This window comes from Roseomonas sp. BN140053 (assembly GCF_047690175.1).
GTDB lineage: Bacteria > Pseudomonadota > Alphaproteobacteria > Acetobacterales > Acetobacteraceae > Roseomonas.
Map to the genome: position 1 here is coordinate 1 of NZ_JBLLEB010000046.1, position 19832 is coordinate 19832.

The window sequence follows — 19832 nt, forward strand, 5'->3', positions numbered from 1 at the left end:
AGGTCAGTCCGGATCGCCAGCGCTCGTCCCATCGGCCCGTCCGTTCCAGCCACGCCGAAACCGAATCACCAAACCTAGCGAACTGAAACTCACATCCGAGTCAGTTCATCCGCTCGCCGGTATGATGCCGCCGAAGCCTTCTCCCACGCGGTAAGATCAGCAAGCCGGGGGGAAGTATCCCCCCGGACCCCCTTCTATTTTCGGGAGTTTGGGTGCGCCCGTGGCCGCTGGGGCTCCTTAAACTCCTGAAAGAAGGAGGGGGGCCGGGGGAGTTCACTCCCCCGGCCTTCACCTCCCCCTCAGGTCAGGACATCAGCCCGGCCACATGACGGCGCAACACCGCGAAAGCAGAAGGGCTCCCCGGCATCACCGGGGAGCCCTTCTGCTGATCCGGGCCCCGCCGGAGGGGGACCTGTGCCAGCCGTGAGACGCATGCGCCTCACGGCCGAACCGGGATCAGTTCGCCGTTTCCGGCTCCTTCTCCGCTTCGCCGTCGCCTTCTTCCGGGCTGGGCAGGGCCGGAAGCGGCGCCTCGGCGACATCGAAGGTCAGAACGCCGTCCTTCAGCCCGACCTTCACCGAACCGCCCTTCACCAGCTTGCCGAAGAGCAGTTCCTCGGCCAGCGGCTTCTTGACGTATTCCTGGATCACCCGGGCCAGGGGACGCGCGCCGTAGAGCGGGTCGTAGCCCTTCTCCGCCAGCCATTCCTTGGCGGCCGAGGACAGCTCGATCGTCACGTTGCGGTCCGCCAGCTGGGCTTCCAGCTGCATCACGAACTTCTCCACCACGTGGCCGACGATCTCCGGCGTCAGGCCGGCGAAGGGCACGATGGCGTCGAGGCGGTTGCGGAACTCGGGGGTGAAGAGGCGCTTCACTGCCTCCTCGTCCTCGCCGATCCGCACCTCGCGGCCGAAGCCGATGCCGGCCTTGGCCATGTCCGCGGCGCCCGCATTGGTCGTCATGATCAGGATGACGTTGCGGAAGTCCACGTTCTTGCCGTTGTGGTCGGTCAGCTTCCCGTGGTCCATCACCTGCAGCAGGATGTTGTACAGGTCCTGGTGCGCCTTCTCGATCTCGTCGAGCAGCAGCACGCAGTGCGGGTGCTGGTCCACGGCATCGGTCAGCAACCCGCCCTGGTCGAAGCCCACATAGCCCGGCGGCGCGCCGATCAGGCGGGACACGGAATGGCGTTCCATGTACTCGCTCATGTCGAAGCGGGTCAGCTCGATGCCCAGCGTGTTGGCGAGCTGCTTGGCCACCTCCGTCTTGCCGACGCCCGTGGGGCCGGAAAACAGGTAGTTGCCGATCGGCTTCTCCGCGTCGCGCAGCCCGGCCCGGCTCAGCTTGATCGCCGCGCTCAGCGCCTCGATCGCCTTGTCCTGGCCGAACACCATCGACTTCAGGTCGCGCTCCAGGTTCTTCAGCACTTCCTTGTCGTCGGTGCTGACGGACTTGGGCGGGATGCGGGCGATCTTGGCGACGATGTCCTCGACGTCCTTGAGCGTCACCAGGGTGCGGCGCTCGCCCTCGGGCACCAGCATCCGCGAGGCGCCGACCTCGTCGATCACGTCGATCGCCTTGTCCGGCAGCTTGCGGTCGTTGATGTACTTGGCCGACAGCTCCACCGCCGCGCGGATCGCCTCGGACGAGTACTTCACCTTGTGGTGCTTCTCGTAGTTGGTCTTCAGCCCGGTCAGGATCTTGACCGCATCTTCGACCGACGGCTCGTTGACGTCGATCTTCTGGAAGCGCCGCACCAGGGCGCGGTCCTTCTCGAAGTGCTGCCGGTATTCCTTGTAGGTGGTGGAGCCGACGCAGCGCAGCGTACCCTGGGCCAGGGCGGGCTTGAGCAGGTTGGAGGCGTCCATCGCCCCGCCCGAGGTCGCGCCGGCGCCGATCACCGTGTGGATCTCGTCGATGAACAGGATGGAGCCAGGCTGCTGCTCCAGCTCGTTCACCACGGCCTTCAGCCGCTCCTCGAAGTCGCCGCGGTAGCGGGTGCCCGCCAGCAGCGAGCCCATGTCGAGCGCGTAGATGGTGGACTTCAGCAGCACCTCGGGCACGTCGCCCTCGATGATGCGCTTGGCCAGGCCCTCGGCGATGGCGGTCTTGCCCACGCCGGGATCGCCCACGTAGAGCGGGTTGTTCTTGGTGCGGCGGCACAGGATCTGGATCGTGCGCTCGATCTCGCTGTCGCGCCCGATCAGCGGGTCGATCTTGCCGGCCGCCGCCTTCTTGTTGAGGTTGACGCAGTAGTTGCTCAGCGCGTCCTGGCCGCGCTTGGCATTGCTGCCCTCGCCGCGCCGCTCCTCGCCGCCGCCGTTGTTGCCGCGGTCGCCGTCGTTGTTCTCGTCCTTGCCCTGCACGGGGCGGTTCTGCGACCGGCCCGGGGCCTTGGCGATGCCATGGGAGATGAAGTTGACCGCGTCCAGCCGGGTCATGTCCTGCAGCTGCAGGAAGTACACGGCATGGCTCTCGCGCTCGGAGAACAGGGCGACGAGGACGTTGGCCCCCGTGACCTCGTCCCGGCCGGAGGACTGGACGTGGATGGCGGCGCGCTGCACCACGCGCTGGAAGCCGGCGGTCGGCTTGGGATCGCCGCCGCGGTCGCTCACCAGCCCGGCGAGGTCCTTGTCCAGGAACTCGCCCAGGTCGCGCTTGAGCTTCTCGATCTCCACGCCGCAGGCCCGCAGCACCGTGGTGGCGTCGGTGTCGTCGCAGAGGGAAAGGAGCAGGTGTTCCAGGGTCGCGTATTCGTGGCGGCGGTCATTGGCGAGCGCGAGCGCACGATGGAGCGTCTGTTCGAGGTTACGGGACAGCATACTGGGTGACGCTCCCCTAAGGATCCGTCCCGACGCCGGTTCGGCGGGGGCCCGGAAGGATGCTTCGGATTATGTGGTGTTTCCCCCGCGCCGGGCGAATAGGAATGACAGCACCGTTACAGGCCGTCACTCCTTCTCGATCGTGCACTGGAGAGGGTGCTGGTTCTGCCGCGCCAAGTCCATCACCTGCGTGACCTTGGTTTCGGCGACCTCGTAGGTGAAGACCCCGCAAACCCCCACGCCCCGGCGATGGACGTGCAGCATGATGCGGGTGGCCTCTTCCCGGTTCTTCTGGAAGAAGCGCTCCAGGACGTGCACGACGAATTCCATCGGCGTGTAGTCGTCGTTGAGCATCAGCACCTTGTACATGGCGGGCTTCTTGGTGCGCGGCCGCGCCTTGACCACGACGCCGCTGGCCGGGCCGCCATCGCCCCCGCCATTGCCGGGGGCGTTGCCGCCCCCGCCGCCACCGGGATGGCTGCCGGCGGGCCGGAACCCGTCGCCGGGCTGGCCCGCCCCGTCCGGGGCCGCTCCTGCGCTACGCTTCTCGTTCTGATCGCTCATCGGCCGTTCGCCCAAACGCGCCGTGCCGCCACGACGGTTTCCGGCGATCCCCTGCATTCTGATGGAAGGATATCGGAGCGCGCAGGGCAAGGTGAAGGCCCGTTGTCATCCGCTGCGGCATCCCGTTCCGGTGCGGGCGCCATCGAGGAACGAAGTGGCCCACCAACCCCCCGAATGCAAGGAGCCCGGGACGCAGGACGTCCCGGGCTCCCCGAAGCTCTCACCGGCAGCGCGGCCCGGGCCGCGAGGCCCTGGCCGTTCTGCCCGATGGGTGCGTCCGTTCAGGCGGCGAGGGGCTTGCCCACGCGCTCCATGGCCAGCGTCATCCGCTGCGCGATCGGCGCCGTGGTCTGCTCGGCCAGGCGGAAGCCGGCTTCCTGCAGCTTCACCGTCTCACCCATGAACTTCTCCATCGCCTGACGGGCAAAGGAGGTCTGCAGGTCGGCGAAGTCCTTGACGCTCTTGACGCTGCTCAGGGCGCGGGCGTTCTCGATCGCCTGCTCCGTGAGGGACTGCATCAGGGCCGCGGCCTGGCGGCTCAGGTCCTGCGCGCCGGTCATGTAGGTCTGGGTCGCGCGGGTCACGGCTTCCAGGTTGCCGCGGTTGAACTCGGCGGCTTCGCCCGCCGCCTTCATCAGGCCCTCGCCGGCCTTGGCCGCCTGGCTCATGCCGCCTTCCACGAAGGAACGGGCCTGCTCGGTGCCGGTCTGGGCGGCCGAACGGGCCTGCTCGGCGCCGGCGGCCAGGGTGTTGCCGACCTGCTGGCCGACCTGCGTCATGTTCTCGGTCGCGAGGCGGGCGACCTTGGGTTCGTTAGCCATGCTCAACTCCCAGGAACCTCTCGGCTCCTCTTTTATGCTGCGGTGCAACATGACCCATATGCCTTCAAGACGTTCCGGATGCAAAGGGTTTTTTGCGCTGCAGCAAAAATGACGGCCAGTTTACCAATCCCTCGGAAGATTGATCGTTAGGCTGCGAAGCGCGGCATTGGCGTGGACAGGACCTGCTCACGCCACGTATCGTGACGTGTCGGTTCCGCTGGGGGGTGGAACGGGCACGGGATTTCGTACCCGAGGGGGAACTGGACGCATGACACAGGGCTGGGTGGCCGCGCGCCGCTGGCGGATCGCGACCTGCGCGCTGGCGCTGGCGCTGTTGGGCCTGGGGATCCGCCCCGCCGCGGCCCAGATCGGCTCCGACCGGTATTCCTCCATCGTGATCGATGCCCGCAGCGGCAACCAGCTGTCCGGCGCCAGCCCCGACGAGCTGCGCCACCCGGCCTCGCTGACCAAGATGATGACGCTCTATATGCTGTTCGACGCCCTGCGCGACGGCCAGCTGACCCTGAACAGCCGCCTGACCATGAGCTACGAGGCCGCCTCGCGCATGCCCTCCAAGCTCGGCATCCCGCCCGGCACCTCCATCAGCGTGGACCAGGCGATCCTGTCGCTGGTGACGCTGTCGGCCAACGACGTGGCCGTGATGATCGGCGAGACGCTGGGCGGCACGGAAGAACGCTTCGCGCAGATGATGACCCTGCGCGCCCGCCAGCTGGGGATGTCCAGCAGCACCTTCCGCAACGCCTCCGGCCTGCCGGACCCCGAGCAGGTGACCACGGCGCGCGACATGGCGACCCTGGGGCGGCGCCTCTTTATCGACTACCAGGACCGCTACCACTACTTCGCCACCCAGCAGTTCCAGTACGGCGCCCGGCGCATCCGCTCGCACAACCACATGCTGGAAACCGTGGAAGGCGTGGACGGCATCAAGACCGGCTTCATCAACGCTTCCGGCTTCAACATCGTCACCTCCGCCCAGCGGCAAGGGCAGCGCGTGGTGGCCGCCGTGTTCGGCGGCGCCTCCTGGGTGGAGCGCGACCGGCACGCGGCGATGCTGCTGGACGACGGCTTCGCCCGCCTGGGCGTCACGCCCAGCGAGCCCAGCGTGCCGCTGATGGCCCGCGCCGCCCCGCTGCTGAGCCGCGGCGCCATGGCCGCGTCCCTGGGCGAGAACCGCCGCTGGGCCCGTGCCGAAGCGCGCGCCGAAGCCCGCCTGGAGCGCAACCCGCCCGCCCCTCTGCCGCAGGCCCGTCTGAACGGCAACCGCGCCTCCACCCGCCTGCTGAGCGGCGGCATCCGCCTGCTGCCCCGCGCCGAGGCCGCCCCGGCACCCCGCCTGGTGCGTGCCGCCCCGGTGCTGCGCGGCCGGCGCGTGATGGAACAGGGCGATGGCGGCAGCACCGTACGCCTGCCGGCCCGGGCCGCCGCTGCCGCCCCCCGGGCCGCCGCCGCGCCCGCTCGCCGCGGCAAGCCCGAGGTGGCGGCCGCCCCGGTGCGCCGCCCGGCCGCCGTGGTGCGCCTGGCCAACCGCAACCGCTGAGCGGCGGGCCGGTCCTCCGGCCTGGGTTGCTCTTGGATGTTCTGACCGTGGCCAGGGGCGCTGCCCCTGGACCCCGCCGGGGAGTTACGAACTCCCCGGACCCCGCGTTGAGTGCCTCCGGCGGGGGCGGGTTGGCACACGTTGTCCACCATGACCGCCGTCAGCCATCCCGCCCCCGCCGGAGGCACTCATGAGGTCGAGGAGCCTAAGCTCCTCGCGGGGGTCCCAAGGGGGCAGCGCCCCCTTGGCCAACGCCAGAACATCCAGGCGCAACCCCGGCCGGTGGACGGACCGGCTCAGGTCATGGCGCCCCGGGCTGCCACGGGCCACAGGGCTTCCACCCGGCCGCCGCGCACCGCCACGTACCAGTCGAAGCGGTCCACCGTGGGGTCGCAGTGCCCGGGCACCAGGCGCAGCTTCTCGCCCAGCGCGGGCAGGGCGGCATCCTCCGCCAGCAGCAGCCCATGCTCGTCCGAGGCGCCGGCGTAGCGCAGGCCGGGCCGGTTCCACACCAAGGGCAGGCCGCTGTCGGTGGGCACTGCCTTGTGCCCGGCATCCAGCACCGCCCGCCCGCTGCCCCGCGGCGCGCTCATCACCTGGGACAGCACGAAGAGGGACTGCCGGAACGGCGGCGGCGACTCGTTGCGGGCGTAGTCGGCGTCCATGAACACGTAGGACCCGGCCTGGATCTCCGTCCACAACCCCGTGGCGACCTCCAGCGGAAAGGTGCCGGTGCCGGCCCCGCCCACGATCGGGCAGTCCAGCCCGCGCTGCCGCAGCTGCTCCAGCGTGCGGCGCGTGTCCTCCGTCGCGGCGGCCAGGGTGGCGGCGCGCTCTTCCGGCCGGCGCTGGTGCTGGGCGGAGCCGTGATAGGCCTGCAATCCCCCGAACCGCAGGTGGCGCGATGCCGCGATCCGCGCCGCCAGCTCCACCGCCGGCGGGCCGGGCGGCATGCCGCAGCGGCCGGCGCCGACGTCCACCTCCACCAGCACGCTCAGCCAGGTGCCGGCCCCTTCGGCCGCGGCTTCCAGCGCCGGCAAGGCGGAGGGGTCGTCGGCGCACACGGCGACTCGCGCGATGCGACACAGGGCGGCCAGCCGCGCCAGCTTGCGGGGCGCGACGACTTCGTTGCTGACCAAGATGTCGTCCACCCCGCCCCAGGCCAGGATTTCCGCCTCCGCCACCTTCTGCACGCATTGCCCGATCGCACCGTGCGCCGCCTGCAGGCGCGCGATCACCGGCGATTTGTGCGTCTTGGCATGGGCCCGCAGCCGCGCACCGGTGGGCGCCAGGGCCGCCTGCATGGCGGCCAGGTTGTGCTCCAGCGCGTCGAGGTCGATCAGCAGGGCAGGGGTGTCCACCTCGTCCTCGGGCATGCCGGGCTCGGCGGGTGGGGGCTGGGCCATGCGCGGCGAAACTCCGGTAGCGGTGCGCGCGGCAGGCTAGGGCAGATCGCGCCGGGACGGCATGGGCCAGGAGCCGAAATCCACCCGCCCGAGCGCATGCCGGAGGTGGCACGAAACGCCCGAAGTGGCAGGGACCGCCGGAAGTGACAGAAAGCGGCGAAATAGCCATGCGAAGCGCCGGGCTTGACCGCCAACTGCCTGATGTATTAGGATTATTTTCTGAAAGGGGCCCTGCGGAGCAGCCCGGCGGTAAGGAAGTAAGGTCGTAAGGAAGTAAGGCGCAACGTCGCGGCCTGGTTCACGCCCGGCCACCGTCGCCCGCCCGCTTCCCGCCTACTGCGCCTCCCAGCGCCGTAGCGTCGCCATCCGGCGCGGCACCGCGAAGCCCCGTACCCGCAGCGGCCCTTGGCGGCCCAGCACGCGCAAAGGCACCAGCCGATAGGCTCGCCCCTCGTAGGTGCGCAGCCGTGCCATCGCCGAGGGCGTCGGCCGGACCACCAGCCCCGCCACCTGCCCGCCAGGGCAGGGCCGCAAGGTCGGCCAGGGCGTGCCGCGAAAGAACACCCGCGCATGGCCCGGCAGCACCGCCGGCCGGGCCGAGCGGATCAGCCGGGGATCACCGGATTGCCGCCGCAGCACGGCCGGGTCTAGCAGCGTCCCGTACAGGAACAGCAGCGCTGTCAGTGCCCGGCATTGGCACCAGAGAAATCCGGCGCCGCGAGGCCGGAAGCCTGCAGCTGCGTGGCGATATCCGCCTTCAGCCGCTCCAGCCCCGCCTCGTCGCGCGCCTCGGCCCGGGCCACCAGCACCGCCTGGGTGTTGGAGGCGCGCAGCAGCCACCAGCCGTCATCGGTCAGCACCCGCACCCCGTCCACGTCCTGCACCTTGGCGCCCGCGGCGGCGAGGCGTTCCTTCACCTCGCCCACCACGGCGAACTTGCGCTCCTCCGGGCAGTCGAAGCGCAGCTCGGGGGTGTTGAGGACGTGGGGCAGGGCTTCGCGCACGGCGGAAAGCTTGCCCTCCATCCGCGCGGTAATGCCCAGCAGCCGCACGGCGGAATAAGGAGCGTCGTCGAAGCCGTACCACTTGTCGGCGAAGAAGATGTGGCCGGACATCTCGCCCGCCAGCGGCGCGCCCGTCTCGGCCATCTTGGACTTGATCAGGGAGTGGCCGGTCTTCCACATCAGCGCCTTGCCGCCGGCCTTCTCGATCTCGTCGAACAGCACCTGCGACGCCTTGACGTCGGCGATGATCGTCTCGCCGGGGCGGGACTTCAGCACGTCGCGGGCCAGGACCACCATCAGCTGGTCGCCGAAGAACACCTCGCCCTTGTCGTCCACCATGCCGATGCGGTCGGCGTCGCCGTCGAAGGCGATGCCGAGATCGGCGCCCTGCCGGTGCACCTCGGCGATCAGCTGCTCCAGGTTCTTGGGCACGGTGGGGTCGGGGTGGTGGTTGGGGAAGCGGCCGTCGATCTCGGCGTTGATCACCGTGTGCTTGCCGGGCAGGCGTGCCACGAGGCGCTCGGTGATCGCGCCGCCGGACCCGTTGCCGGGGTCCCAGACCACCGTGAGCTGGCGGTCGCCGCCGTCGTAGTCCTGCAGCAGCCGGGCGATGTAGTCCTCGCTGACATCCACCGTTTCGGCCGAGCCCTGGGCTTCCTCCACCACGTCGCCGCTGGCGGCGAGGCGGCCGATCTCCTGGATCTGCGGCCCGAAGAAGGGCTTCTTGTTCAGCATCATCTTGAAGCCGTTGTAGTCCGGCGGGTTGTGGCTGCCGGTCACCATCACCGCGCCGTCCGCCCCCAGCGCGTAGGAAGCGTAGTACAGCATCGGCGTCGGGCCGCAGCCGATCCGCGACACCGCCAGCCCGCAGGCCACCAGCCCGGCCACCAGCCGCTCCTCCAACTCGGGGGAAGACAGGCGGCCGTCATAGCCCACCGCGACCTTGGCGCCGCCGCCGCGCTTCACGATCGTGCCGAAGCAGCGGCCGATGGCGAAGGCGTCCTCGCCCGAGAGCGTCTTCCCGACGATGCCCCGGATATCGTACTCGCGCAGGCTGGTCGGGTCGAACTGGTGCCGGAACATGGGGGCGTTTCCTCAGGGTCGTCCGATGGATTGGTAGCGGAAGCCGGCCTCGCGCATGGCGGCCGGGTCCCAGGCATTGCGCAGGTCCAGCACCACGTCGCCGCGCATGGCCTGGCGCAGGCGTTGCGGCGACAGGGCGCGGAACTCGTTCCACTCGGTCAGCAGCACCAGCGCGTCCGCGCCGGCGGCCGCGTCCAGCGCGCTCTCGGCGTAGTGCACGCCCTCCGGCAGCCATTGCCGGGCATGGCCGGGGCCCTGCGGGTCATAGGCACGGATCTGCGCACCCGCCGCCACCAGCCGCGGCAGCACGGCGAGCGACGGCGCCTCGCGCATGTCGTCCGTCTCTGGCTTGAAGGTCAGGCCCAGCACCGCGACGGTGCGGCCTGTGGCGTCGCCGCCCAGCGCCGCCACCACGCGGTCGGCCATGGCCTCCTTGCGGGCGTCGTTGAAGGCAACCGTGGCATCCACCAGCGACATCGGCGCGCCGAAATCCTGCGCCGTGCGCGCCAGGGCCAGCGTGTCCTTGGGAAAGCAGGAACCGCCGAAGCCCGGGCCGGGATGGAGGAACTTGCGGCCGATGCGCCCGTCCAGCCCCATGCCCTTGGCCACGTCGTGCACGTCGGCGCCGACCTTCTCGCACAGGTCGGCCACCTGGTTGATGAAGGAGATCTTCACCGCCAGAAAGGCGTTGGCCGCGTATTTCGTCAGCTCCGCCGTTTCCAGCCCGGTGGCCAGGATCGGCGTCTCGATCAGGTTCAGCGGCCGGTACAGGCGGCGCAGCACCGCCTCGGCGCGCTCGCTTTCCACCCCGATCACCACCCGGTCGGGGCGCATGAAGTCGGTGATGGCGGAACCCTCGCGCAGGAATTCCGGGTTGCTCGCCACCTCGATGGCGAGGTCCGGCCGCACCCGGCGCACGATGGCCGTCACCTCGCGCCCCGTGCCGACCGGCACGGTGGACTTGGTCACCAGCACCAGCGGGCCGCTGGCCGCGCGCGCCACCTGCTCGGCCGCGGCATAGACGTAGGACAGGTCGGCATGGCCGTCGCCGCGCCGGGTCGGCGTGCCCACGGCCAGGAACACCGCGTCGGCGCCGCGCACCGCCTCCGCCAGGTCGGTGGTGAAGCGCAGCCGCCCGTCGCGGACATTCTCCTCCACCAGCCGGTCCAGCCCCGGCTCGTAGATGGGGATGCGCCCGTTGCGCAGCGCCTCGACCTTGGCCGGCTCCTGGTCCACGACGCAAACATCGGTCCCGAACTCGGCGAAGCAGGCTCCGGACACGAGGCCGACATAGCCGGCCCCGATCATGGCGATGCGCAAGGAGGCCGTCCCCTCAGCGATAGCGCGGCAGGAATTCGCGCACGGAATCGGCGAGGTCGGGCCGCTTCAGCGCGAAGGCGATCTGCGCTTCCAGATAGCCGGCCTTGTCGCCGCAGTCGAAGCGGCGGCCCTCGTAGCGCAGGCCGTGGAAGGGCTGCGTCGGGATCAGCTTGGCCATGGCGTCGGTCAGCTGCACCTCGCCGCCGGCCCCCTTCTCCATCTTGGACAGGAAGCCGATCACCTCGGGCATCACGACGTAGCGGCCGATGATGGTGAGGTTGGAGGGCGCCTTGTCCGCCGGCGGCTTTTCCACCAGCCCTTTGACCGAGACCAGCCGGCCCTTGTCCTCGGCGATGTCGAGCACGCCGTAGCGGTTCACCCGCTCCATCGGCACTTCCTCGACCGCCACGACATTGCCGCCGGTCTCGTAATAGGCGTCGGCCAGCTGCTTGGTGCAGGGCGTGTCGCACATCATCAGGTCGTCGGGCAGCAGGATGGCGAAGGGGTCGTCGCCCACGAAGGAGCGGGCGCACCAGATGGCGTGGCCCAGCCCCATCGGCACCTGCTGCCGCACGGTGGCGATGGAGCCCGGCGGCAGGGCGGAAGCGCGCAGCGCCGCCAGCAGGTCGTCCTTGTTGCGGTCCTGCAGCGTGCGCTCCAGCTCGTAGGCGACGTCGAAATGCTCGACGATGGCGGTCTTGCCGCGGCCGGTGACGAAGCAGAACTGCTCGATGCCGGCAGCCCGCGCCTCGTCCACGGCGTACTGGATCAGCGGCTTGTCGACCACCGGCAGCATTTCCTTGGCCAGCGCCTTGGTGGCGGGCAGGAAGCGGGTGCCGAGGCCGGCGACCGGCAGCACGGCCTTGCGGAGCGGCTTGGACACTGGGGAGGACCTTTCCCTTGAACGGCCAGCAGGATTGCCATGCCGAGCCCGCGCTGTCAGCCCGGATGCGCTATGCTACCCGCGGTTGTGGTTACGATCCATGTAGCAGCACGTCGCGGGCCTGGTTGAGCCGCGCCGCCAGCCAGTCGGAGCCGCCGGTATCGGGATGGGCGGCGCGCATCAGCCGGGTATAGGCGGCGCGCACCGCCTCCGCATCGGCATCCCCGGGCAGGCCCAGCACCGCCAGCGCCTCGGCCCGCGTCATCGTGCCGGGGCCGCCGCCATCCCCGCCGGCGGCCGAGGCATCGCCCCAGCCGGGATGGGCGCGGTCCAGCCAGGCATCCAGCAGCGGCAGGCTCTCGGGGTCGGCGGTGGCGCAGTCGTGCCGCAACGCCAGCAGCTCGGGCAGGCTCAGGGTGCTGAGGTCGCGCCCGGCCTGTTCGCCCCGCCGCACCGTGCCCGACAGGGTGCCGGCGGCGGGGTCCAGCCGCATGCTCAGCGTGGCGGTTTCCACCGCATCCCCGGCCGCCGGGGGTGCTGCCGCGAACCGTGCCGCGAGGCGCCGGCCGCGCCACCAGCGCCAGGCCAGGGGCGACAAGGGCAGCGCGAGCCACAGCACCTGCCCGGTCCGGCCGCCGAGCAACAGCAGCACGGCCACCGCCACCACCAGCAGCCCCACGAACCAACCCAGCCCCGTCCGCACCTGGGACACGGAAGCGCCGGCAAAGGCGCGCAGCCCGAGTGCCAGGACCAGCAGCACGAGGGCGCCGAGGGCGAACCAGGCCATCGCGCGCCGCCTCAGCCGCCCCGCGGGGCGGCGAGCTGCCCGGCGATCGCGGAGGCCGCCGGGCCCGGCAGCCGCGCCAGGGCGGCCCCGCCGCCGGCAGCGAACACCGCGGCCGCGCGCAGCAATTCGGCCAGGGCGCGCGGGCTGCGCGAGTCGAAGGGCGCCCAGGCGCCGCCGGACAGGCGGGCGATCTGGCGCAGCACCTCCGTGGCCAGCCGGTCGGCGCCGTCCTGGAACACGAACACCGGCACGCCGCGCGCGCCCAGCTGACCGGCGGCGTGGCACAGCGCGTCGGGCGCTTCCTCCACCGCGTCGCCCACGAAAACCACGGCGCCGAGCCGCGCCCGCGCCGCTTCCCGCAGCGCGTGGTCGAGGACGCGGCCGATCTGCGTTCGCCCGCCCAGGCAGGACACGCCCGACATGCGCCGCGCCAGCTCCGCCCCGTCCTCCAGGAAGGGGGTGGCGGTGAACTCGCCGAAGCCGCGGTAATAGCTCAGCGACACCGCCAAACCGCCGAGGTCGCGCACCGCCAGGAACATCTCCCCCTGCACGGCGCAGGCGCGGTCCCAGGCCGGCTGCCGGCTGGCGGTGGCGTCCACCGCGAAGAGCAGCCGCGCCCGGGTCGCCGCCGTGCGCAGCGCCGGCACCGCACGGGCGCGGTCCAGGAAAGCGGCCACCGCGCCGGTGGGGGTGGCGGGAACGAGGGGCTTTGCCATGCCCCTGGCAGATGGTGGCCCACCCCGTCCGCCGCCAGCGGCCAGCCCTGTGCCGGCGGGGTGCAACAACAACCGGAACGGGAAGACGCGCCGCAGCGCCCGGGACCCCGGACCCACCCACTTCACGGAAGGGTGAAGCATGGAGGCCCGGGAGCGCGGGGCTGCACCGCCGGGAGCGGAACGTTCTACACTGCCGGACAACGCCAGTTTCCGGGACCCGACGACACCATGCGCCGAATCGCCCCCGCCCTCGCTGTTCCCGCCTTTGCCGTTCTGGCCCTGCTCGGGGCCGGGCTGCACGCCGCCGCGCAGGGTCAGGCCGAGCAGCAGCTCGACGCCGCCCTGGCCCGGCTGCGCGCCGCCCTGCCCGCCGGCACCACCCTGGAAATCCGCGAGCGCAGCGTGGAGCCGGTCACCGGCACCGCCACCCTGCGCGGCGTGTCGATGACGGGGGGCAACAACCTGCTGACGGTGCGGGAGGTGGTGCTGCGCGGCGTGGCCGCGGACCGCCTCGCCGCCGGGGAAGCGCGGGATCTGCGGCTGGGCGAGCGCACCGGCAACAACAGCCTGACCGCCGAGCGGCTGGACCTGTCCGGGCTGGTGCTGCCGGCGCCGGGCACGCCCTTCGACTGGACCACCATCAGCCTCGATGCCGGGACGCTGGAGGGCATGGCGATGGCGCATCCTTCCGATGGCGGCCGTGCGGCGCTGCGCCGCCTGGCGGTGCGCGACTGGGGCCACGGCCGCACCGGCAGTGCCGAGGGCGAAGGGCTGGTGCTGCACGTTTCCACCCCCGAGCACGGGATGGCGGACGTGTCCCTCGGCCGCGTCGCCCTGGCGGGGGTGGACGTGGCCGCGACGGCGGTGGCGATCCGCGACGGGGTGATGCCCACCATGCGCCCGGGCATGCCCGAGCAGTCGATCGAGGCGCGGGAGTTGAGCGTCGGCCTGGGCGGCGATCCCCTGGTGGCGATCGGCACGCTGCGGCTGGCCGGGGGCGTCGATCCGGTGCGCCCCGGTGCCGAGAGCGGCCGGCTGACGCTGGAAGGCGTCACGGTGGACCCGCCCGCCGGGGCGGACGGGCAGCGGCCGGAGCTGCTGGGCTACAAGCGCATTCGCGGCGGGGTGAGCATGGCCGCCCGCGGCGAGGAGAACGGCCGCCGCATCACGGTGGAGCCGCTGCAGATCGACGTGGCCGATGCCGGCCGCCTGACCCTGGCCGCGCAGTTCCAGAACCTGCCGCCGCGCGACGCCGGTACGCCGCTGGATCCGATGGCGCGGATGGCGGCGATGCAGCAGGCGCAGCTGGTGAGCATGAGCCTGCGCTACGAGGATGCCGGGCTGGCGCCGCGGGTGCTGGCCAGCCAGGCCGGGAGCGCCGGGATGCCGGAACCGCAGTTCCGCCAGGCAATGGCCGATCTGGCGCTGAACACGCCGCTGCCGGGCCAGCCCGCGCCTGCGGCACCCCTGAGCAAGAATGGCGGCCCCGCTGCCGCCCCCGCCGGCGCGACCGCGGCGGAGCGGGCGGTGCGGCAGGCCCTGGCCAGCTTCGTGCAGCGCCCGGGGGTGCTGGAGATCACCCTGCGGCCGAGCCGTCCGCTGCAGCTCGACCAACTCGCGGTCGTCATGATGACCGACCCCGGCGGCCCGGTGCAGGCGCTGGGCCTGACCGCGACGGCACGCTGACCGGCCGCTCGCCGGGCGGCCCCGCGCGGAGATTGCGCGCCGCGTCGGCGACGCGGCGGCGGTGCTGCGGCTGACGCCCCAACTGGACCGCAAGCCGCGGCAGTTCTCGGCCGGGCAGCAGCAGTGCGTGGCGACCGGCCGCGCCATCGTGCGCGCGCCGCGGGTCTTCCTGTTCGACGAGCCGCTGAGCAACCTCGAGGCCCCGCTGCGCGTGGACATGCGCAACGAGATCGCCCGGCTCAAGGCGCGGCCGGGCACCATCATGCTGCGGCTCTCGGCGCCGCCCATCCCCGAGGCCGGTCGCCAGTTGCACCGCCGGGCCGCCCCGGCCGCCGGCGTCCCGGTTTGATCCTCCGCCGTTTGTCGGGCTACCACGGGCCGGGGGAAGCGGTCCGGACGCGATCCGCGTTTTCCGCGTTGCCGTCGGGGTCTCGCGGCCGGGGCGGGTCCCCGTTTGCAGGATAGGAAGAACGCATGTCGGCGCGGCTCTGGTCCCTGGGGGTTTTCCTGGTCGCGCTGGGGATCGCCGCCCATGTGGTGGGATGGGAGACGCTGCTCTGGATACCCAGGGCCGCCCTGGACTCGCTGCTCTGGGTACCCGCCGCGATCACCGAGGCGATCCGCTCCGCCCCCGCCACCACCGGCGTGATCGCCCTCGGGGTGGTGCTGATGCTGCTGGCGCGCGTGCTGGGCCGGCGCCGCGGCGGCGGACAGAACTAGGGCGACCGCTTGCTGCGGCGGACGGGCCGGCACGGCGGGCCTTCCTGGCCCGGCACGTCCTGTTCTCGCCGGGCGCTCCGCCATTGGCATCGTTCGCCCTGTCACCTCGCGCGAAAATCCTCGTGACTTTTCCACCACACGTTTTTGAGCAGCCGTTCATGAGTGGAGAGGCGCGAAGAATCGTTGCGTAAAGGCGCTGGATGGGCCAATGCGGGGAGACATGTCTCCCCAAGCGATACGACGCTCCGCAACATGACCCCGGAACAATGCGCTGAGGCGCGCAAGCTGCTCGGTTGGAACCGCCAACGGCTCGGTGCCCGATCCGGAACCTGCCATTGCACCATCTATACCTTCGAGGAGCGGCGGGGCCGCCGCCGCGGGGAAACGGTGGCCGCGATCCAGGCCGCCCTGGAAGCGGCCGGCATCGAGTTCGGCGGGGCCGGCACGACCGACGTGAACCTGCGGCTCCCGCTTCCCTGATCCCGCCGCCCGGCGCCGGGTGCCCCCGGTTGTCCCGGCACCACCGCCCAACCGGCCAGCGGCGCCCCTGGCCGGCCCTGTGTTTGCGGAACGTTCCGGCCTATGGGCCGGGCGGCAACCCGCTGCCGGGTTTCGGCCTTTCGCGGGCCGGAACCCCAACTCCGGAAAGATCCCATGCAAGGCGTGCTGAACCAGGCCGAATTCGACAACCCCCGGCGGCTGCGGCGCTGGATGCTGCGGGCCAGCGGCTGGCGCAACGCCACCGCCCAGCACGAGGGCGGCATGTGGGACCCCAAGGAGGTCAAGCTGCGCCGCGGCCAGGTGATGTTCCGCATCGGCCATTCCCAGAGCTGGCGCGGGCCGGTGCCGATGGCGATCAACCTGTCCAGCCCCTGGTGGTTCGAGGGTGAGACCTTTGCCGATATCGGCGTGACCTCGAACAACACCGGGCTCGGGCAGCAGGCGGTGGCGCGGCTCAAGCTCTCGGTATCGGAACGCTACGGCGTGTTCGACACCATCATCTGCGTGCGGCTGCGCGAATCGCTCGGCGCCCTGCGCGGGGAGGGCAACCCGGTCTTCGACCCGCCCGACCCCGACAGCACCACGCCGCCCCCGGTCTGGGCCTATCCCGGCAGCAACGTGAAGCAGTGCTTCATTCCCGGCCTGCGCGACTTCCACGAACGCCCCACCGACCTGCCCGATGCGGCCTTCGAGCTGCTCGGCACCCGTTCCGTGCACGCCTGGCAGGCGATCGACGACAAGGGCTTCCTCAGCATCCGCTGACCGCCGCGGCACGCGCTCGCGCGATCTCCTTTGCCGGAGCCGCCCCGGCCGCCGGCAGCGGGCCGGGCTGCGCCCGCGGGTGGAAACCTGCAGGGGGTTCCAGCGCTGCTGCCTGTCGGTCGTGTCCCGGCGAAAGCGCGCGGCCGGACAGGAATTGCGGCGGCCCTGGCCGGCATCGCGCAGGGCGTCGCGCTGGCCAGCCGGGTCGGGGCCGGGATGCGGGCCGCCGGCGAGCGGTGGGGCCGCAGCCTCGGCGCCGGTTCCGTCCTGCTACTCGCCTGGGCCGTCGCGCTCGCCCTGCTCCGAAAACCCTGGCACCGCGCCTATTCGGCCTGGATGCCTCTTTCCCGGACGATGCGGGTCCAGCGCTCCGCCTCCTCCAGGATGGCGCGGCGGTATTCCTCCGGCGTGCTGCCCACGGCGGCGCCGCCGCTCTCCTCCAGCCGCTGCCGCAGCTCCGGGCTCGCCAGCGCCGCAGCCATCGCCGCCTGCATGCGCGCCAGGGTCGGCGCCGGGGTGCCGCGCGGCGCCGCGATCCCGAAGGAGGACTGCACGACGAAGTCGAGGCCCGTCTCGCGGGCGCTGGGCACGGCCGGCAGCACGGCCAGCCGCGGCCCCTCCGTGCCCACGGCCAGGGCGCGCAGCGCGCCGCTGCGCAGCTGCCCCAGCACGGTCGGCACCCCCGACACCAGCAGCTGCAGCCGCCCGCCCACCAGATCCGTCACCGCCTGCGCCATGCCGCGATAGCTGACGTGGTTCAGCCGCAGGCCCGCCACCTCCTGGAACAGCTCCGTTTGCAGGTGGGTGGAACTGCCGCCGCCGCCGGAGCCGAAGAACAGCTCGCCCGGCCGCTGCCGCGCGTAGTTCACGAAGCCCGCCAGGTCCGTCACCGGCAGGGACGGGCTGACCACCACCACCGGCGCATAGTTCACCAGCAGCGACACGGGCTCCAGCTCCGTTCGCGGGTCGAAGCCGAGCTCGCGCCCCAGGGCCAGGGCGATCGGCAGGGCGTTGTCCATCAGGCCGATCGTGGTGCCGTCCGGCGCGGATCGCGCCACCGCCTGCCAGCCCACCGCGCCGCCGCCGCCGGTGCGGTTCTCCACCACGAAGGTCACGCCCGTCAGCTCGGACAGCCGGTTGCCCAGGGAGCGCGCCAGGAAGTCGGAAGTGCCGCCGGCGGCCAGGGGCACGATCAGCCGCACGGGCCGCTCAGCCGGCCAGGACAGGGGCGGCGCCGCGCCCTGCGCCAGGCTGCGTCGGCCCAAGGCAAGGGCGCCGAGCGCCGCGGCGAGCGCGCCGCGCCGGGTGGTGGACGTCATGGTCTTCTCGGCCTCCCCTCGCATCGTATTCCGGCCCGGCCCCTGCACCCGTCCGTTCCGCCCGGGTAGCCTAGCCGCGGCAGGCCGGGAGGAAACAGGGCTCGATGCGATCATGGCGCACGGCAGCGGTCCTCCTCGCCGCCCTGCATCCCCTTATCCCGCAGGCTGCGGCGCGCGAGCCGGTGATCCCCCGTTCGGAACGGCCGGGGATCGGCGCGCAGGACCCGCGACGGGTCGTGGACGGCGCCGCGGCCCCCTGGAACGCCCTGGGCCGCGTGCAAACGGAGCTCGGCAGCCGCTGCACGGGCACCCTGGTGGCGCCGCAGCGCGTGCTCACCGCGGCGCATTGCCTGGTGGCGGCGGGCACCGGCGGCCTGGTGCGGCCGGGCTCGGTGCATTTCCTGCTGGGCTACCGGCAAGGGAGCTGGACCGCGCATGCCCGGGTCACCGGCTACGCGATCGGCCCCGGCTTCCAGGCCCAGGCGCGCGGCCCCGCCGGCGCCGACTGGGCGCTGCTGACGCTGGACGCGCCGGTCGGCCCGGCGCAGCAGGCCCTGCCGCTGCTGCGCGCCCCACCCGCCCCGGGAACCCCGCTGCTGCTGGGCGGCTACCAGCAGGACCGGCCGGAGGTGCTGCTGGCCGACGGCACCTGCCACGCCCTGGGACTGATGCAGCACGGGGGCCTGCCGCTGCTGGCGCATGATTGCGCCGGAACCCGCGGCAGCAGTGGCGCGCCACTGCTGGTCCGCCGGCCGGAAGGGGGCTGGGCCGTGGTCGGCGTCGCCGTGACGGCGGCGCGGGGCGGCGGCCTCGGCCTCGCGGTTCCGGGCGCCGCGGTGGGGCCGGAAGCCGCGGTGGCCCAGCCGCCCCCGGACTGAAAACCGCCTCCCCGAAGCGACCGGGTCGCCTTGCCGCGTCCCGGACAGGCCCGGGAAGCCTCGCAGGTCGCCCTGCCGCCCCCCTCCTGCGCTTCCCCGCCCGGAACCCTGCCACCCGCCCGGCGATGTCACCCCCGCGCGAGGCGGCCGCCCGCCGCCTTGCGTGGCGGCCGGCCCGGCGCAGATGCCAAGCATGACCCATGCGCCCCGCACCTATCGCCGTGCCCTCGTCACCGGGGCGACCAGCGGCATCGGCAACGCCCTCGCGCGCGCCCTGCCGGCGGATACCGAGCTGCTGCTGACCGGACGCGACGCGGCGGTGCTGCGCGCCCTGGCGGAGGAACTGTCCCGCCCCGGCCGCCGGGTGGACACGCTGCCCGCCGACCTGGCGACGGAGGCCGGGCTCGACGCCCTGTGTGCGGCGGCGGAGGCCTTCGGGATCGACCTGCTGGTGTGCAATGCCGGGCAGGGCCCCTTCGGCAACTTCCTGGACGCGGAGGAAGCGGCGCTGCGCGCCACCGTGTCGGTCAACGTGATGGCGCCGCTGGTGCTGCTGCGCCGCCTGCTGCCGGGCATGCTGGACCGGGCGCGCGCGGAGGGCCGCCGCGCCGGGGCCATCGTCACGGCCAGCGAGGCCGGCTTCTTTCCCGTCCCCAGCCTCGCCGCCTACGCCGCCTCCAAGGCCTTCGACCTGTCGCTGACCGAGGCGCTGGCGGCCGAGCTGTCGCGCGAGCCGATCGACCTGCTGGCGCTCTGCCCCACCGCGACGCACAGCCGTTTCGCCGAACGCTCCGGCTACGGCGGCGACCTGCCGGGCGCGCAGCAGCCCGGCGACGTGGCGCGCGCGGCGCTGCGGGCGCTGGGGCGGCAAAGGACGCTCACCCTGGGGCCGCTCAGCGGCAGCGTGCTGGCGGTGCCGGCCCTGGCCCGCGCCGGGCTGGCCCAGGCCATCGCCACGCTGGTGCGCTTCCGCACCGGCCGCGCCGCCGGGGGGCGCTGAG

Annotated in this window: 19 protein-coding genes; 8 read left to right on the forward strand and 11 right to left on the reverse strand. The window is 72.3% G+C overall.

Annotated elements, in window-relative coordinates; translation table 11 throughout:
- Positions 1–456 precede the first annotated feature (456 nt).
- The 3 genes from clpA to ACLIBK_RS22885 all read right to left on the reverse strand — a co-directional run bounded on the left by clpA (position 457) and on the right by ACLIBK_RS22885 (position 4208).
- A complete protein-coding gene (gene clpA, locus ACLIBK_RS22875) occupies positions 457–2823 on the reverse strand; it encodes an ATP-dependent Clp protease ATP-binding subunit ClpA (RefSeq protein WP_415389622.1) in 2367 nt (788 codons plus the stop codon).
- 126 nt (positions 2824–2949) lie between these two features.
- On the reverse strand, positions 2950–3387 hold the full coding sequence (clpS, locus tag ACLIBK_RS22880; protein ID WP_415389623.1) for an ATP-dependent Clp protease adapter ClpS: 438 nt from the start codon (positions 3385–3387) through the stop codon (positions 2950–2952).
- 281 nt (positions 3388–3668) lie between these two features.
- Positions 3669–4208, reverse strand: a complete 540-nt coding sequence (locus ACLIBK_RS22885) for a phasin family protein (RefSeq protein WP_415389624.1) — start codon at positions 4206–4208, stop codon at positions 3669–3671.
- A gap of 268 nt (positions 4209–4476) precedes the next feature.
- Here ACLIBK_RS22885 and ACLIBK_RS22890 point away from each other — a divergent pair, with 268 nt between their 5' ends.
- Positions 4477–5766 (forward strand): D-alanyl-D-alanine carboxypeptidase family protein, encoded by a 1290-nt coding sequence (locus ACLIBK_RS22890; RefSeq protein WP_415389625.1) that lies wholly within the window; start codon positions 4477–4479, stop codon positions 5764–5766.
- Between the two features lie 296 nt (positions 5767–6062).
- Here the strand turns inward: ACLIBK_RS22890 and ACLIBK_RS22895 are convergent, their stop codons facing one another.
- From ACLIBK_RS22895 to ACLIBK_RS22925, 7 genes are all read right to left on the reverse strand, one after another.
- The gene (locus tag ACLIBK_RS22895) at positions 6063–7172 is read right to left on the reverse strand and encodes a DSD1 family PLP-dependent enzyme (protein ID WP_415389626.1); all 1110 of its coding nucleotides are present in this window, start codon (positions 7170–7172) and stop codon (positions 6063–6065) included.
- Positions 7173–7505: 333 nt separating this feature from the next.
- Positions 7506–7856 carry a gamma-glutamylcyclotransferase family protein gene (locus ACLIBK_RS22900; protein WP_415389642.1) on the reverse strand — a complete coding sequence of 117 codons (351 nt, stop codon included), beginning with the start codon at positions 7854–7856 and terminating at the stop codon, positions 7506–7508.
- Positions 7853–9259, reverse strand: a complete 1407-nt coding sequence (gene pgmG, locus ACLIBK_RS22905) for a phosphoglucomutase/phosphomannomutase PgmG (protein ID WP_415389627.1) — start codon at positions 9257–9259, stop codon at positions 7853–7855. Before pgmG ends, ACLIBK_RS22900 begins: the two co-directional genes overlap by 4 nt.
- Positions 9260–9271: 12 nt before the next feature.
- Positions 9272–10579: a UDP-glucose dehydrogenase family protein gene (locus ACLIBK_RS22910; RefSeq protein WP_415389628.1), complete on the reverse strand. Its 1308-nt coding sequence runs from the start codon at positions 10577–10579 to the stop codon at positions 9272–9274.
- Positions 10580–10592: 13 nt separating this feature from the next.
- Entirely contained in the window at positions 10593–11462 is an 870-nt protein-coding gene (galU, locus tag ACLIBK_RS22915) for a UTP--glucose-1-phosphate uridylyltransferase GalU (RefSeq protein ID WP_415389629.1), read from the reverse strand.
- A gap of 91 nt (positions 11463–11553) precedes the next feature.
- Positions 11554–12249, reverse strand: a complete 696-nt coding sequence (locus ACLIBK_RS22920; protein WP_415389630.1) for a hypothetical protein — start codon at positions 12247–12249, stop codon at positions 11554–11556.
- An 11-nt stretch (positions 12250–12260) separates the two neighbouring features.
- Positions 12261–12965, reverse strand: a complete 705-nt coding sequence (locus tag ACLIBK_RS22925) for a VWA domain-containing protein (protein ID WP_415389631.1) — start codon at positions 12963–12965, stop codon at positions 12261–12263.
- A gap of 228 nt (positions 12966–13193) precedes the next feature.
- Between ACLIBK_RS22925 and ACLIBK_RS22930 the strand changes: the two genes are divergently transcribed.
- From ACLIBK_RS22930 to ACLIBK_RS22950, 5 genes are all read left to right on the forward strand, one after another.
- A complete protein-coding gene (locus ACLIBK_RS22930) occupies positions 13194–14651 on the forward strand; it encodes a hypothetical protein (protein ID WP_415389632.1) in 1458 nt (485 codons plus the stop codon).
- A gap of 31 nt (positions 14652–14682) precedes the next feature.
- Positions 14683–15000: an ATP-binding cassette domain-containing protein gene (locus tag ACLIBK_RS22935; RefSeq protein WP_415389643.1), complete on the forward strand. Its 318-nt coding sequence runs from the start codon at positions 14683–14685 to the stop codon at positions 14998–15000.
- Between the two features lie 125 nt (positions 15001–15125).
- Entirely contained in the window at positions 15126–15371 is a 246-nt protein-coding gene (locus tag ACLIBK_RS22940; protein WP_415389633.1) for a hypothetical protein, read from the forward strand.
- Positions 15372–15623: 252 nt separating this feature from the next.
- Positions 15624–15851 (forward strand): transcriptional regulator, encoded by a 228-nt coding sequence (locus ACLIBK_RS22945; RefSeq protein ID WP_415389634.1) that lies wholly within the window; start codon positions 15624–15626, stop codon positions 15849–15851.
- A 174-nt stretch (positions 15852–16025) separates the two neighbouring features.
- Complete coding sequence (locus tag ACLIBK_RS22950) at positions 16026–16634, forward strand: hypothetical protein (RefSeq protein ID WP_415389635.1); 609 nt, start codon at positions 16026–16028, stop codon at positions 16632–16634.
- A 323-nt stretch (positions 16635–16957) separates the two neighbouring features.
- Here ACLIBK_RS22950 and ACLIBK_RS22955 read toward each other — a convergent pair whose 3' ends face one another.
- A complete protein-coding gene (locus ACLIBK_RS22955; protein WP_415389636.1) occupies positions 16958–17953 on the reverse strand; it encodes a Bug family tripartite tricarboxylate transporter substrate binding protein in 996 nt (331 codons plus the stop codon).
- A gap of 104 nt (positions 17954–18057) precedes the next feature.
- Here ACLIBK_RS22955 and ACLIBK_RS22960 point away from each other — a divergent pair, with 104 nt between their 5' ends.
- Together ACLIBK_RS22960 and ACLIBK_RS22965 are read left to right on the forward strand one after the other, a co-directional pair.
- A complete protein-coding gene (locus tag ACLIBK_RS22960) occupies positions 18058–18831 on the forward strand; it encodes a trypsin-like serine peptidase (RefSeq protein WP_415389637.1) in 774 nt (257 codons plus the stop codon).
- 193 nt (positions 18832–19024) lie between these two features.
- Positions 19025–19831 carry an SDR family NAD(P)-dependent oxidoreductase gene (locus ACLIBK_RS22965; protein WP_415389638.1) on the forward strand — a complete coding sequence of 269 codons (807 nt, stop codon included), beginning with the start codon at positions 19025–19027 and terminating at the stop codon, positions 19829–19831.
- Position 19832 lies beyond the last annotated feature (1 nt).

Bases quoted from the DNA above. Each gene is read 5' to 3' on its own strand.
- clpA (WP_415389622.1), bottom strand. From the start codon at position 2,823: ATGCTGTCCCGTAACCTCGAACAGACGCTCCATCGTGCGCTCGCGCTC.
- clpS (WP_415389623.1), bottom strand. From the start codon at position 3,387: ATGAGCGATCAGAACGAGAAGCGTAGCGCAGGAGCGGCCCCGGACGGG.
- ACLIBK_RS22885 (WP_415389624.1), bottom strand. From the start codon at position 4,208: ATGGCTAACGAACCCAAGGTCGCCCGCCTCGCGACCGAGAACATGACG.
- ACLIBK_RS22890 (WP_415389625.1), top strand. From the start codon at position 4,477: ATGACACAGGGCTGGGTGGCCGCGCGCCGCTGGCGGATCGCGACCTGC.
- ACLIBK_RS22895 (WP_415389626.1), bottom strand. From the start codon at position 7,172: ATGGCCCAGCCCCCACCCGCCGAGCCCGGCATGCCCGAGGACGAGGTG.
- pgmG (WP_415389627.1), bottom strand. From the start codon at position 9,259: ATGTTCCGGCACCAGTTCGACCCGACCAGCCTGCGCGAGTACGATATC.
- ACLIBK_RS22920 (WP_415389630.1), bottom strand. From the start codon at position 12,249: ATGGCCTGGTTCGCCCTCGGCGCCCTCGTGCTGCTGGTCCTGGCACTC.
- ACLIBK_RS22925 (WP_415389631.1), bottom strand. From the start codon at position 12,965: ATGGCAAAGCCCCTCGTTCCCGCCACCCCCACCGGCGCGGTGGCCGCT.
- ACLIBK_RS22930 (WP_415389632.1), top strand. From the start codon at position 13,194: ATGCGCCGAATCGCCCCCGCCCTCGCTGTTCCCGCCTTTGCCGTTCTG.
- ACLIBK_RS22940 (WP_415389633.1), top strand. From the start codon at position 15,126: ATGTCGGCGCGGCTCTGGTCCCTGGGGGTTTTCCTGGTCGCGCTGGGG.
- ACLIBK_RS22945 (WP_415389634.1), top strand. From the start codon at position 15,624: ATGACCCCGGAACAATGCGCTGAGGCGCGCAAGCTGCTCGGTTGGAAC.
- ACLIBK_RS22950 (WP_415389635.1), top strand. From the start codon at position 16,026: ATGCAAGGCGTGCTGAACCAGGCCGAATTCGACAACCCCCGGCGGCTG.
- ACLIBK_RS22955 (WP_415389636.1), bottom strand. From the start codon at position 17,953: ATGACGTCCACCACCCGGCGCGGCGCGCTCGCCGCGGCGCTCGGCGCC.
- ACLIBK_RS22960 (WP_415389637.1), top strand. From the start codon at position 18,058: ATGCGATCATGGCGCACGGCAGCGGTCCTCCTCGCCGCCCTGCATCCC.
- ACLIBK_RS22965 (WP_415389638.1), top strand. From the start codon at position 19,025: ATGACCCATGCGCCCCGCACCTATCGCCGTGCCCTCGTCACCGGGGCG.